The sequence below is a fragment of the Microbacterium soli genome (assembly GCF_039539005.1).
GTDB lineage: Bacteria > Actinomycetota > Actinomycetes > Actinomycetales > Microbacteriaceae > Microbacterium > Microbacterium soli.
Genome location: NZ_BAABCP010000001.1, coordinates 366821 through 380635 on the forward strand (window position 1 = coordinate 366821; position 13815 = coordinate 380635).

General features: G+C 68.7%; 9 protein-coding genes and 1 tRNA gene. 2 read left to right on the forward strand and 8 right to left on the reverse strand.

Annotated features, from left to right (window positions below; all coding sequences use genetic code 11):
- Window positions 1-4: 4 nt before the first annotated feature.
- Window positions 5-424, reverse strand: a complete 420-nt coding sequence (locus ABD770_RS01730) for a MerR family transcriptional regulator (RefSeq protein WP_344817763.1) — start codon at window positions 422-424, stop codon at window positions 5-7.
- A gap of 221 nt (window positions 425-645) precedes the next feature.
- Here ABD770_RS01730 and ABD770_RS01735 point away from each other — a divergent pair, with 221 nt between their 5' ends.
- Window positions 646-1833, forward strand: a complete 1188-nt coding sequence (locus ABD770_RS01735; RefSeq protein ID WP_344817764.1) for a glycosyltransferase family 4 protein — start codon at window positions 646-648, stop codon at window positions 1831-1833.
- Between the two features lie 64 nt (window positions 1834-1897).
- On the opposite strand, the gene ABD770_RS01740 is transcribed toward ABD770_RS01735, so the two are convergent.
- From ABD770_RS01740 to ABD770_RS01760, 5 genes are all read right to left on the reverse strand, one after another.
- A complete protein-coding gene (locus ABD770_RS01740) occupies window positions 1898-2410 on the reverse strand; it encodes a GNAT family N-acetyltransferase (protein WP_344817765.1) in 513 nt (170 codons plus the stop codon).
- Between the two features lie 243 nt (window positions 2411-2653).
- Window positions 2654-4054 (reverse strand): GmrSD restriction endonuclease domain-containing protein, encoded by a 1401-nt coding sequence (locus ABD770_RS01745; protein WP_344817766.1) that lies wholly within the window; start codon window positions 4052-4054, stop codon window positions 2654-2656.
- A gap of 325 nt (window positions 4055-4379) precedes the next feature.
- Window positions 4380-4453: transfer RNA gene (locus tag ABD770_RS01750), tRNA-Met, on the reverse strand.
- A gap of 153 nt (window positions 4454-4606) precedes the next feature.
- On the reverse strand, window positions 4607-7546 hold the full coding sequence (locus tag ABD770_RS01755) for a UPF0182 family membrane protein (protein ID WP_344817767.1): 2940 nt from the start codon (window positions 7544-7546) through the stop codon (window positions 4607-4609).
- Window positions 7547-7618: 72 nt separating this feature from the next.
- On the reverse strand, window positions 7619-8713 hold the full coding sequence (locus tag ABD770_RS01760) for a YlbL family protein (protein ID WP_344817768.1): 1095 nt from the start codon (window positions 8711-8713) through the stop codon (window positions 7619-7621).
- A gap of 118 nt (window positions 8714-8831) precedes the next feature.
- On the opposite strand from ABD770_RS01760, the gene ABD770_RS01765 reads away from it, so the two are divergent.
- Window positions 8832-10241 (forward strand): zinc-dependent metalloprotease, encoded by a 1410-nt coding sequence (locus ABD770_RS01765; RefSeq protein WP_344817769.1) that lies wholly within the window; start codon window positions 8832-8834, stop codon window positions 10239-10241.
- 830 nt (window positions 10242-11071) lie between these two features.
- Here ABD770_RS01765 and ABD770_RS01770 read toward each other — a convergent pair.
- Window positions 11072-12820: an ATP-dependent helicase gene (locus tag ABD770_RS01770; protein WP_344817770.1), complete on the reverse strand. Its 1749-nt coding sequence runs from the start codon at window positions 12818-12820 to the stop codon at window positions 11072-11074.
- A complete protein-coding gene (nudC, locus tag ABD770_RS01775; protein WP_344817771.1) occupies window positions 12817-13728 on the reverse strand; it encodes an NAD(+) diphosphatase in 912 nt (303 codons plus the stop codon). The genes ABD770_RS01770 and nudC overlap by 4 nt, the downstream gene beginning before the upstream one ends.
- Window positions 13729-13815 lie beyond the last annotated feature (87 nt).

Consider the following 13815-nt stretch of genomic DNA (forward strand, 5'->3'; position numbering starts at 1 on the left):
ACGCTCAGTCCTGGGCGGTGGCATCAGTGGACCGGGGAGGCTGCCGGCCGCACTCGAGATGACGCGCCAGTGTCCGGCGCAGCTGCGCGACCTCGGCCTCGAGTTCACTGACTCGTTGCCGGAGCTCCAGCACTATTCGAACACCGGCGAGCGTGACCCCGTTGTCCGTGAGGTCGAGCACTTCCCTGAGTCGATGGACCTCCTCTCTGCTGTAGCGGCGCTGCCCGCCTTCAGACCTGTCCGGCCGAACGATGTCAAGCCCGTCCAGGCGTCGCAACGCGGGTTGGGCGACGTCGAGCAGTTCAGCCACCTGGCCGATGGTGTAAAAGGACAGCGACGCATCGTCCAGCGGGGCCAACGGGGATCCACCGTCGTCTTCGGATGTGCCGTCCGGGCGATCAGGGCGGGGTGTGCGGACATCCATTCTGTGTCACCTCCGGTCGCGCGCATGTCCGGTATGGCGGTGGCGACCGCCCGAAGCGAACAAGGAGCGGACAGATCACCGGCCCCGGGACGTCGTCTCAGGAGAACCCTGGGAGCAGATCTCCATTGTATCTAGCAATGGCGAAGAAGTAACTTACAATTCGTGTTGTAAGTTACTTGCATACGAAAGGGAACAGATCCCAAGGAGTCGAAAGAGGCCCTATGGTGACCACCACGCAACTCGTACACCGCGAACTCCACGCCGAGGTCCGCTTCGGTCAGTACGCTCACGATCTCGAAACCCAGTGCTCCGGGACCGCGGACGGCTTTCCGGTGAGTCCATTGCGCGTGGCGATGGTGGCTCCGCCGTGGTTCGAGTTGCCGCCCGAAGGGTACGGCGGGATCGAGGCGGTCGTGGCCGGGCTCGTCGACCAATTGGTCGAGCGTGGACATCATGTGACGCTGATAGGTGCAGGTCGACACCGCACACGGGCACAGCGATTCGCGCCCGTCTTCGCAGAACCGCCCTCTTCTCTGCTGGGCGACCCGATGCCCGAGGTGCAAGCAGCCGCAGAAACCGCACGAGTGCTGGACGGTCTCGACGTCGACGTCGTGCACGACCACAGTCTGGCTGGGCCACTGCTCGCACGAGGACGGGTCACCCCGACGCTCGCGACCATGCACGGGCCTGTGACCGGCCCGAACGGCGACTACTACGCCACACTCGACCGCACCATCGATGTCGTGGCGATCTCGAACGCGCAGCGTCGGATCAATCCGCGCCTGAACTGGATCGGCACCGTGTACAACGCCGTGGATGTCCCGTCGTTCCCTTTCGAGAGCCGCAAGGACGACTACGTGCTCTGGCTGGGGCGGTTCAGCCCTGACAAGGGCGCCCATCTCGCCATCGACGCCGCCCGCGCCATAGGACGCCGCATCGTCCTGGCCGCCAAGCTCAACGAGCCGGAGGAACACTCCTACTTCGATCAGGCCATCAGACCTCGTCTCGCACCGGACGTCGAGTACGTCGGAGAAGCCGACAGCACCATGAAGCGCGAACTCTTCCGTCGTGCCGCAGCATTGGCCTTCCCCATCCAATGGGAAGAACCGTTCGGCATGGTCATGATCGAGGCCCTCGCATGCGGCACACCAGTGGCCGCCATCGGCCGCGGCAGTGTCCCCGAGGTCATCGACCATGGCCGCACCGGCATCATCGTCGACCGCATCGACCAGTTCCCGGCTGCCCTCGAAAAGGCCATGAGGCTGGATCCCGCCGACTGCCGCCGCGATGCGGAGGAGCGATTCGATCTGCCCGTCATGGCCGCCGGGTACGAGAGGATCTACCGCATGCTCGCCGAAGGCTCCCGCGGTCTACATGCACTCGACACGGATGAGCGTCAGATCGCCTGACCCGCCCGCTGCGCACTGATGCACCGCCTCGGGGGTCTATGGTGCTCCTCATCGTCCACCATGTCTACAGGGTCGCCGACGGTGAGGCGTCTTCGCGGAGATCCCTGAAGTACCTCGCAACCGGCCACCGCTTGAATCCGTTCGACTCATAAGCCCTCCGCGCGGGTGCATGGCCGACGTCGTCCCCGGTCTCAACCATGATCATTCTCATGCCGGCGGCGCGGGCTATCCCGGCTGCATGCTCCATCAGGGCTTTACCGATTCCACGTCTCTGATGGACGGGGTCAACGACAAGAACGTAAATCTCGCCCATCCTGTCTTCCGGGTGCAGTCGAGTGCACACCCATCCCACGGGACGGTCCCCATCGAGAGCCACGTGAACGTTGTCCGGTTCAGAGTCGAGGACCTCGGCAAGGTCGTTGTATTGACGTTGACGCCAGCCCTGTGGGTAGAACGTGTCATAGACGAACTCGGGGACTTCCGCAGCCAGGCGAGGGAACACAGGCTCCCAAGCACGTAGCGACAGCGCGAGCAGAGCTGCATGGAAGTCGGGTGTATAAGCGACGATGCGTGTCATCGGAGTCGGTCTCCTTTCCTCTCAGGAGGATAGATCCCTTCCCGCAACGCATCCGTGGTCAAGTCCCGTGTCATGGTGTCACTCTGGTCGTCTCCTTGACGGGTGATGGTCAGGCGGTCACCCGGCGGTCCCGCACCGTCGCATCGCGGATGCCGTGCACAGCGGGTCGCGTCAGACGGGATGTCCTGGTCCATCACTGTCGGGCCACGGGGCTGCGAGTCCCTGTGTCGGCCGCATACCGGCCTACTCGCAGGCGATTCCGTCACCATCGCGGTCCAGCTTGCGGGCGTATCCCGGATCCCCGGCGTGGAGGGGAGCGGCGCCGGCTGCCCGGACGGCGGTGCAGTTGGCGTAGTAGACGTCCTTCGAGGGTGCCTGCATGACCGGTGCAGGAGCTGAAGTGGCATGAGCGGGCGTCGGCGCGGGCACCGTTTCGACGGGCACAGGCTCCGGCGCGACCTTCGCGAACGCCGAGGTGAGCACGGGCTCGTCGGGGCATGCGCTCAGCACACGCGCGATCGCGTCGTGCTCGGCCTGGGTGACCCAGAGCCCATAGGTCGCCTTCACCGCGATCTGCCGGGCGACGTATGCGCATCGGAAATCCTTGTTCTTCGGCAGCCAGGTCGCTGCGTCGCCATCGTTCTTCTGCGCATTGGCTGAACCGTCGACGGCGAGCAGGTTCATCGGGTCGTTCGCGAACGTCGCGCGCTGATCGGCGCTCAACTGCTGTGCACCCTTCTGCCAGGCGTCTGAGAGGGCGACGACGTGATCGATCTGGACGAACTCGGAGGTGCCCTGACCGCGCACGAAGCTGATCGACTGCCCCGTGTAGGGATCGGCGAGCACGCCGGAGAGCACCCGACAGGCTCCCGCACGCTCGATGCCCGAAAGGTCACGGGCGAGGATGTCGTTGCGGGTGTCGCAGCCGTTGTGGTCCACATCCAGCCAGCGCTGTCCGAACTGCGCCCGGTCGTACCCGGTCTTCGCCGCCCTACCCTTGACCGGCAGTGATTCCAGCACCTGCAGGGCCGTCAAGCCCTGAGTGCGTGAGGCGTCTCCCACCGTCGACGCATCGCCGACGAACGCCACCGGCACGTCATCACCGGCGTCGTCGGCCTCCGGGGAGGGGGTTCGGGACGGCTCGGCCGATGCCGCCGCCATGGAGTCTGTGGGCTCCGGTGCGCTCGAGGTGATCGGGGCAGACAGTGACGCGCGTGAGGAGTTGCCGATGACCGCGTTGGCGATGCTGCCCGTGAGCAGAAAGCACACCGCGGAAACAGCTGTCACGATCGTGGCGGCCCTCCGGTTGCCGAAGCGCAACCAGGTGGGCGTGTTCTTCACGAGCGCGACGATGCCGGTGATCAGCACCACCAGCCACAGCACGGTGAAGATCGGCGAAAGCAGCACACCGATCAGCAGCGCCGCGACGCCGATGACGATCCATGCCCACACCGGGAGCTTCTTCTTCCCCCCGGCAGACGCCGACTGACCAGACCCCTGCGCGGGCGGCGGCAGAAGCGAAAGCGCCTGAGACGAGGGCTGGTGCATCTGCCGGACCTGCGCCGTCCACGCGGCGCCGTCCCACCAGCGCACCCTGCCCGGGTCCGTCGGATCCGGATACCACCCGGCCATCGGCGTGCTCATCGTCAGTCTTCCGTATCCTTCTCGTCCCGTACAGTGCCCGCACTGCACCACTGCCCACATCGACAGTCACCGAAAGGCCGCTTCCGTACACGGTGGGCCACCGCCTGGACGTCAGCGAGACTCGTGGCTGCGTCCAGCTCGGTTCCCTGCGCTCATCATAGAACCCGGGCCTCCGCCAGAACAGACTCGAACACTCTCTGCGGTGTCGTTCCCGCCCTCCGAACGGTATGCAGTGGCCCTCACCGATAAGCCGCCCCGCCATGAGCCCCATTCCCCGGACAAGCCAGAAGGCCCGGAATCTCAAGGATTCCGGGCCTTCTCTTTGTTGCGGGGAGAGGATTTGAACCTCTGACCTCCGGGTTATGAGCCCGGCGAGCTACCGAACTGCTCCACCCCGCGGCACGTCTTAAAGCCTAACATGCTCGTGAACAGTGGGCGAATCGAGCGGGCTCCCGGCAGCAGGCGGGCGTGTCGTGCCGCCGGCCCATCTCGGACCCTCGGACGCCGAGCCCGAATCCGGGATCCGACCTCAGGGCGTCCGAGGCCGCCGGGTCAGCCCTCCAGCTCGAGGAGCTTCTCGATGGCGGCGGTGAGCTTCTTGTCCTGCGCGGCGAACTCCGCCAGGTCTCCGGCCTTCAGCGCCGCCTCACGGGCCTCCAGGGCGTTCTTGGCATCCGACAGCGCCTGCGCCACAGCATCCGACGGCGGCGCGGTGGTCTCCCCCTCAGGAGGCGCGCTCCCCTCGTCAGACGGTGTGCTGCCCTCATCGGGCGGTGTGGCGCCCTCGCCGGGTGTCGTGGGGGTCACGTCCTCATCACCGCCGGCCGCGCCGGCGTCCCCGCCGAACAGCGTGTCCAGCGCCTCGGTGAGGGTGTCCTCGAACGCGACCCTGTCGCCGAACGCGACGAGGATCTTCCGCAGGTTCGGGAGCTTGGTGCCCTCGGACGACTGCACGAACACGGGCTGCACGTACAGCAGTCCGCCACCGACGGGCAACGTCAGCAGGTTACCGTACTTGACCTCCGACTTGCCGAGCGTCAGCACGTTGAGCTTGTCCGCCACATCGGCATCCGAGTCGAACGTGTTCTGCACCTGACCGGGCCCGGGTACCGTCGTGGCCGTGTCGATCTCCAGCATCCGCAGAGTGCCGTAGCCGGGAGCCTTCACACCCGGCGTGGACCCGGCATCCGAGTCGACCGCCAGATACCCCATGAGCACCTCGCGGCTCTCGCCGGCGCCGTCCGCGGGGATGAACGTGGAGAACATCGAGAAGTGCGGCTCGTCCTGCCCGGGCATCTTCATGGACAGGTAGTACGGCGGCTGCAGCTGGGTCTTCACCCGCGGGTCCTCCGGCGTCTGCCAGCGGTCGTCCTCCTGGGCGAACGAGCCCACGTCGTCGACGTGGTACACGCCCAGCATCGCCCGCTGCACCTTGAACAGGTCGGTCGGGTAGCGCACGTGGCTCATCAGGTCGCCCGACATCTCGCTGATCGGCTTGACGGTGCCCGGGTAGACCTTCTGCCAGGCCTGCAGAATCGGGTCGTCGGCCTCCCAGGCGTACAGGTTCACGGATCCGTCGTACGCGTCGACCGTGGCCTTGACCGAGTTGCGGATGTAGTTGATGTTGTCGAACGCGACGGCGGATGCCGGGGTCTGCGAGTCCGCGATCGCGTCCTGCATGCTGACGGTCTTGGAGTACGGGTACGACGCGCTCGTCGTGAAGCCGTCCACGATCCACACGATGTGGCCGTCGACGACGCTGGGGTACGGGTCGCGATCCAGCGTCAGGTACGGGGCGACCTTCTTCACGCGCGTGAGCGGGTCGCGGTCGTACAGGATCTGCGATTCGGAGTTGACGAGGTTCGAGAACAGGATCTGCTCCGACTGGAACTTCAGCGCGTACAGCAGCTTGGTGAAGGTGTTGCCGATGCGCGGCCCGCCGTCGCCGGTGAACGTCGTCATCGTGAAGTTGCGGCTGTTCTCGTCGCCCTGACCGCGCGGGTAGTCGATCTCGACGGGCTTGGTGCCCTCCGGCGCGCCCACGATCGAGTACTCCGGAGAGGTCTCGCCGAAGTACACCCGCGGTTCGAAGTCCTTCTCGCTGTCGCTGAGGAACCCGGATGTCGGGATGCCCTGCTCCAGGAACACCGGCTCGCCGTCCGAGGTGCGCTCGTTGCCCGCCATCACGACGAGGCCGTAGCCGTGCGTGTACACGGCCGCGCGGTTGTTCCAGCTGTCGCCGCCGCCGAGCTTGGTCATGTCGAGGTCGCGCACGGAGACCACGGTGTCCTGCGACTTCCCGTCGATCGTGTAGCGGTCCACGTCCATCTCGGAGGCGAACTGGTAGTACGACCGGTACTGCTCGAGCTGGCGCACGGTCGGCGGGATGACGGCCGGGTCCATGATGCGCACGGATGCCGTGGTCTCGGCATCCGCTCGCAACTGCCCCGCCGCCGTGTCGGTGGCGGCCTTGAACGGCGTCACCTGCATGCCCTCGATGCCGTACGCGGCCTTGGTGGCGTTCATGTTGCGTTCGTAGAACTCCGCCTGGTAGGAGTTCTCGTTCGGCTTGACCTGGAAGGTGGTGACCACCCAGGGGTACCCCATCCCGACCACGAGGGAGGCGACGATGAACAGGGCCGTGGCCGCCAGCGGGAAGCGCCAGCGCCCGATGACGGCGGTGACGAGGAACAGCACGGCCACGACGGCGGCGATGATCGCGAGGATCCCGAGGCCCGGGATGGTGGCGTTGACGCCGGTGTAGCCGGCTCCCGTGATCCGCCCCTCCGGCTGCACGAGAGTGAGGTAGCGATCCAGCCACAGGCTCACCGCCTGGACGGCGAGGTAGAGCCCGGCGAGGATCGCGAGCTGGATCCGGGCCGGCTTGGAGATGCGCAGCTCCCGCTGGCCGATGCGCACGGAGCCGTACAGGTACGAGACCAGCGCGGTGATCACCAGACTCAGCAGCAGCACCGCCGAGACGAACGCCAGCAGCATCGAGTAGAACGGCATGGCGAACAGGTAGAACCCGGTGTCGAGACCGAACTGGGGGTCGGTGGTGTCCGTGGTGACGCCGTTGGCCCACAGCCAGATGGTCTTCCAGTTCCCTGCGGCGGCGAAACCGGCGAAGATGCCGAAGAACACCGGCATGCCCCACATCGCCAGTCTGCGCAGCGGCTCGATGACCTCCTGGTACCTGTCCAGCTGCGAGCTGAGTCTCACGTAGACGGGTCGCAGCCGGTAGGCGAGCTGGATGCACACGAAGATCGGCAGCGCCATGCCGAGGAACCCGACCAGGAACATCGACGCCGTCGCGAACCACTGCGTGGTCAGCACGGTGCTGAACGCGAGCTGGTCGAACCAGAGGTATTCCGTGTACAGCGAGGCGAAGATGAAGAACGCCACGATGAGGGCGAAGATGATCGCCACGGATACGGCGATGATCCGGCGCGAGGAGCTGCGTGTGGCCGCAGGAGCAGAGGAGGTGGTCACCGCTCCATCCTATGCAGGGCGTCTATGAGGCGCTCCCGGTTCCGCTGAGCGCGGATTCCCGGCACGGCCCGGTCAGCTCCCGGATGCCGTGCACACCGGCAGCTTCGAGGTGTCGCCGCCGCCCGCCACCGTCTCCAGGATCTTCAGCGATTCGCTCAGTGTGCCGGTGCTGTACACCTGCAGGCCGTCGGGGACGTGTCCGACGACCTCGTCGCAGTTGCTCTGCGGCGCGAGGAACACCGTCGCGCCCGCATCCCTGGCGCCGTACAGCTTCTGACGGATGCCGCCGATCGGCCCCACGACGCCGGCGGCGTCGATGGTCCCCGTGCCCGCGATCTTCTTCCCCCCGTTGAGCTCGCCGGGTGTGAGGGTGTCGATGATCCCCAGCGCGAACATCATGCCGGCGCTGGGCCCGCCGACGTTGTCGAGCTGGAGCTTCACATCGATGGGGAACGAGTAGTCGGTCGTCAGGGTGATCCCGATCAGCCAGACCGGCGAGCCCTCGGCATCCGTGGTCTTCTCCGGCGCGACCCGGACGTCGCTCGTCCTGCCGTCGCGCAGGACGCCGAGCACGACCTCGCCGCCCTCCGCCTGCTGCACGCGGTCGCGCAGCAGCGTGGCGGAGCTGACCGCGACCCCGTCGATCGCGAGGATGCGGTCCCCCGCCCTGATCAGCCCCTGGGCGGGCGAGCCGTCCAGCACGTCGACGACCTCCACCTGCGCGCCGACGTCGTAGCCGAGCTCGGTGAGCGCGGCGGCCGTGGCCTCGTGCTGCGAGTCGACCATGAGCGCAGCGTTGCGCTCGTCGCGCTGCTGACTGGTCACGCCCTCGGGGAAGACGGTGTCGATGGGGACCACGGCGCGCGTGGGATCGAACCAGGCCAGGGCCAGCTCGAACCACGTGGGGGTGCGTGCGCGGTTGCCGATGACCTGCACGGTGGTGAGGTCGAGGTTCCCGCCGGTCGGGTAGGTCTCGGCGCCGTCCACCTCGATGAGCGGCACCTCGGTGCCGTCGGCGGCCTTCGCCGTCCCGAGGGTGTCGAAGACCGGGCCGGGGCGCTGGATGACGTACTGGGTGGGGAGGAACGTCAGCCCGACGAGCGCGACGAGCGAGATCCCCAGCGCGACGACGCCCAGGACCGTGCCGTTTCCGCGTCGTGCAGACACATGACCTCCGAGCGTTCGCGAGCGGCGTACAGATATCCGTGCACCCGGGGACGGAGCACAGGAACGTGTGACTAGCGTAGAACGCACACGCTACGGGCATGCTGAGAGGGCTATTCGCATGGCAGACGACGAGCAGGACCCTTCCGACTTCGAGGAGATGCTGCGCCGCATGATGTCCGGCGGACAGATCGACCCGGAGTCGCTGCGCGAGGCGCTGTCGAACATGCAGGGCATGTCCGGCATGTCGTTCGACCCGGCGATGCTCTCCGGCTTCATGTCGCAGATGCAGGGCATGTTCGCCGCCGATCCGTGGCAGAACGCGGAGCGGCAGGCGCTGCACATCGCCAACCGTGACGGCCTCGGCGTCACCTCGGGCGCGCAGTCGTCGCTCGCGGACGCCTTCGCCCTGGCGAACCTGTGGCTCGGCGAGGCCACCACGATCTCCGAGCTGTCCTCTCCCCCGCAGGCGATGACCCGCGGCGACTGGGTGCAGAGGACCCTGCCGGTGTGGAAGGAGATCGCCTCCCCCGTCTCGACGTCGATCGCGGACGCGCTCACGAATGCCCTGCAGACGCAGGTGCCCGAGGAGATGCAGGGCATGGTGCAGGGCGCGGGACAGCTGATGCGAGGCCTGGGCGGATCGCTGTTCGCCACCCAGTTCGGACAGGTGCTGGGCCGGCTGTCGCTGGAGGTCGTCTCGGGCGGGGACGTGGGCATCCCGGTTCTCCCTGCCGGCACCGCGGCGGTGATCCCGCAGAACATCACCGCGTTCGGCGAGGGGCTGGAGATCCCCGAGGATCAGATCGCGCTCTACCTGGCGGTGCGCGAGCTGGCCTATGCGCGGCTGTACCGGCATGCGAAGTGGCTGCACCTGCACGTGCTCTCGCAGATCACCGACTTCGCCCGCGGGGTGACCGTCGACATCGACGCCCTGGAGGATCTCGCCTCCAGGCTGGACCCGACGAACCCCGAGGAGCTGCGCGCGGCCATCGAGGGCGGTGCCCTGCTTCCCGCGCAGACGGATGCCCAGCGCGAGGCGCTCACGAGGCTGGAGAACCTCATCGCGACCATCGACGGCTGGGTGGACGTCGTCACGGGGCAGGCCACCGCGCGGCTTCCCGACGGCGCCAGACTCGCGGAGGCGGCCCGCCGTCGCCGCGCGGTGGGCGGGCCCGCGGAGGACGCCCTGGGCGCGCTGGTGGGCCTGAAGCTGCGCCCGCGTCGACTGCGCGAAGCGTCGGCGATGTGGCAGGCGGTGACGGATGCCGTGGGCGTGGCCGCACGTGATTCGCTCTGGGACTATCCGGATATGATGCCGACCTCGACCGATATCGACGACCCGTCCGCTCTCATCGAGCGGCTGCGGGCGGTGCAGCGCGGGGACGCGCCGGTCACCGACGAGTTCGACGAGGCTCTCGCACGGCTGCTGGACGGCGAGGACTTCGGCGAGGCGCCCGGTGAGGACGGGGCCGGCGACGAGGGCCCGGGCGACGGGGACGACCGCCCCGAGGGCGACCGTCCGGTCTGAGCGTCTGAGCGTCTGAGCGCCGTCTCCGGCATCGGTCGCTCCTGCACAGCCGATGGTTGAGCCCGATCTGTCCACAGATCGGGCTCGGACACCCCATGGATGCTCCGCGGCGGCCACAATCGAGGGCATGAACCGCCGATCGACACCCCCGACGACGCGTCTGGATGCTCGCTACCCACTGCTGTGGCGAGACGAGACCACCGTGCAGTTCGGCCTGGAGGGGATCGTCCGCGTCGACGTCGACGAGCCGTGGATCGAGCCGCTGCTGAGGCGGCTGGCGACCGGCATCCGGCCGGCGGCGTTCGACGTCATCGCCCACGAGGCCGGCGCGCCGCGCACCGCGGCACGCGAACTGCTCGCCTCGCTGCGGCCCGTGCTGGTGAGCGACCCCGATCCCGCACCGCCGGTGTGCGTGGAGGTCGTGAACGTGTCCGACCCGCGCCTGCAGACCCGTATGTCCCAGGCGCTGACGGATGAGGGCATCGAAGTGGCGGGAGCCGGCTCCCCCGGGACCGTGACCATCGTGCTCATCGAAGGCGCCGCCGCCGCACTGCAGCTGGTTCCGTACCTGCGCGAGGACCGGCCGCATCTGCCGGTGGCGTTCGAACAGCAGGCCGCCACGATCGGCCCGCTCGTGCTGCCCGGGCGCACGCCCTGCCTGTCGTGCCGCGACGAGCACGAACGCGAGCGGGATCCGGCGTGGCCGATGCTGCACGCCCAGCTGGTGGGCCGACGCACCCGGGTGTCGTCGGCGCGCATCTCGCAAGCGGCGGTCCTGGCGACGCGGGTGCTGCGGGCACCGGTCGGAGACTCCGGCGAGCTGGTCCGGGTCAGCCCCGACGGCCGGCTGTCCTGGAGCTCGGTGCGGCATCACGAAGGATGCCCGTGCCTCGGCCCGTCGTCCCGATCTCTGCCAGGAAGCGCGACGGCGCCCGTTCCCCTCGTCCGGCGCTCCGCGCCCATGAGATCGCCAGCGTACGCGCGGCCCGCGTGATGCCGACATAGGCGAGTCGGCGCTCCTCGTCGATCTGCTCGAACGTCGTCGCGTACGAGATCGGCAGCGCACCCTCCGCCCAGCCCGCCAGCAGCACGTGCGGCCACTCCAGGCCCTTCGCGGCGTGCAGCGTGGACAGCGTCACGGTGCGCAGCGCGGGCTCGTGCTGGTCCTTCGCGCGCGCCATCAGCTCGTCGGCGAACGTCCGCAGCGTCGTGCCCGCCGGTGCCTCCTCCGCCAGACGCAGGATCGCCCTGCGCGCCTCCCATCCATCGCGCTGCGCACCGCCGGCCTCCGGAGGCTCGTCGGTGAGGCCCAGCCCCCGCAGCACGTCGCGCACCGTGGGCAGGAAACCGATGTCGGTCGGCGCGACGGCCGCACCGCGCAGCGCGAGCACCGCCTGACGGACCTCCGGCATGTCGAAGAACCGCGTGCCGCCGAGAACGCTCGTCGCGATGCCCCGCGCAGCCAGCGCCTGCTGCAGCACCGCCGACTGGGCGTGCGCACGGTACAGCACGACGATGTCGGAGGGCGAGGTGCCGGCGCCGATCCGCTCGGCGACGGCCGCGGCGATGCCCTCCGCCTCCTCCTGCTCGCTGTCGTACGCGGTGACCGTCGGGACCGACGCCGGAGCATCCGCCGCACCGGGTTCGATTGCCGCATCCGCCTGCGCAGGCTGCAGCGCGAGTGCTCCGGGACGCCCGCGCATGAGCGCGTTGGCGACGGCGAGGATCGGCGCGCGGGAACGGTAGTTCGTCTCCAGGCGCACGACGGTGGCATCCGGATACCGTCTCTCGAACTCCAGCAGGAAGCGCTGCTGCGCACCGGCGAAGGAGTAGATGGTCTGGCTGGCGTCGCCGACGACGCAGATGTCGCGCCGATCGCCCAGCCACAGCTCCAGCAGGCGGTTCTGCAGCGGCGACACGTCCTGGTACTCGTCGACGGTGAAGTGACGGTACTGCTCGTGCACGGCCGTCGCCACCCGCGGCTCGGACTCCAGCATGCCCGCGCAGGCCAGCAGCACGTCCTCGAAGTCCAGCTGTCTGCGCTCGTCCTTCAGCGCCTCGTACGCGGCCTGCAGTTCGAGGAGCTGCTCGGGACGGATGCCGCTGATCGGGCGGTCCTGCTGCGCGTACTGCTCGATCGACAGCATCGACACCTTGCGCCACTCGATCTCGGCGGCGATGTCTCGCAGTGTGGCCGTGCGCGGGCGCAGCCCCATGGCATCCGCCGCCTGCCCCAGCATCCGCACCTTGTTGTCGATGATGCCGGGGGCCGTGTCGCCGGTGAGGGTCGGCCAGAAGAAGTTCAGCTGAGCGAGCGCGGCGCTGTGGAAGGTGCGCGCGGAGACACCGCCGACCCCCAGCGCCCGCAGACGTCCGCGCAGCTCACCGGCGGCCTTGGTGGTGAACGTCAGCGCCATCACCCGCGAGGGCGAGTACGCACCGGTGTCGACTCCGTGGGCGATCCGATGCGTGATCACCCGGGTCTTGCCGGTGCCCGCGCCCGCGAGCACGGCGACGGGGCCGCGCAGCACGGATGCCGCCCGGCGCTGGTGCTCGTCGAGGGCGTCGAGAGCGCTCACCCGACTCCTTCCCGCGCATCGGATGTCTCCGGGTCGCCCTCCCGGTACCAGTCCTCGATGAGCCGACGCGCGATCGACGCCGGTCCGGGGAGGCCCACCGGTCCGTCTCCCGCCAGTGCGGTGCGGATCTCGTCGCGGGTCAGCCAGCGCACCTCGACGATCTCCTCACCGTCCGGGCGGACGTGCTCGTCGGCGGCGACGGCCCGGAAGCCCAGCATGAGCGAGCGCGGGTACGGCCAGGCCTGGGAGGAGAGGTAGCGCACCCCCCTCAGCCGCACACCCGCCTCCTCGGCGAGTTCGCGGTGCACGGTGACCTCGAGGGACTCCCCCGCCTCGACGAACCCGGCGAAGCAGGAGAACATGCGACCGTGCCAGTTCGCGTTCGCGCCCAGCAGCAGCCGCTTCCCATCCGGGCTCTCCACGGCGACGATGACAGCGGGGTCGGTGCGCGGGAAGTGCTCGGCCCCGCAGTTCGGGCATCGGCGCGACCAGCCGGCCAGCGCCAAGGTCAGCCGGCTCCCACATGCCGGGCAGAACGGCGCGTCGACGAGCCAGGCCGCCAATGACACGGCGGTGACGAAGAGGTCGGTCTCGTGCGCGTCGAGTCGGCCCCCCACATCACGCAGCCCCACCCAGGTCTCCTCGGGGGCGGAGTCGATGCTGTCCGTCAGGACGGGCACGGATGCGAGCAGCAGCGGCACGCCGTCACGGTCGCGGCCGAGCAGGGCCCACTCGGCGTCGCCGACGCCGCCGGCATCGGCGCGCAGCACCGCATCCGCCGTGATCCTCAGACGCCCGTCGCGGACGACCACGACACGGGTGCCCTCCGTCTCGCGCAGCCGCTCCACGATCCCGTCGACGGTGCGCAGCGAGGCCGCACGGTCGAGGGCTTCCCGTTCAGAGCTCATCGACCCCTCCTGCTCTCCTGCTGTGCGCTCGGCCGCCGCAAACCAGGGCAAGGGCGTGGCGTGGGGCGCACCGGCTGCGGTGCGCGC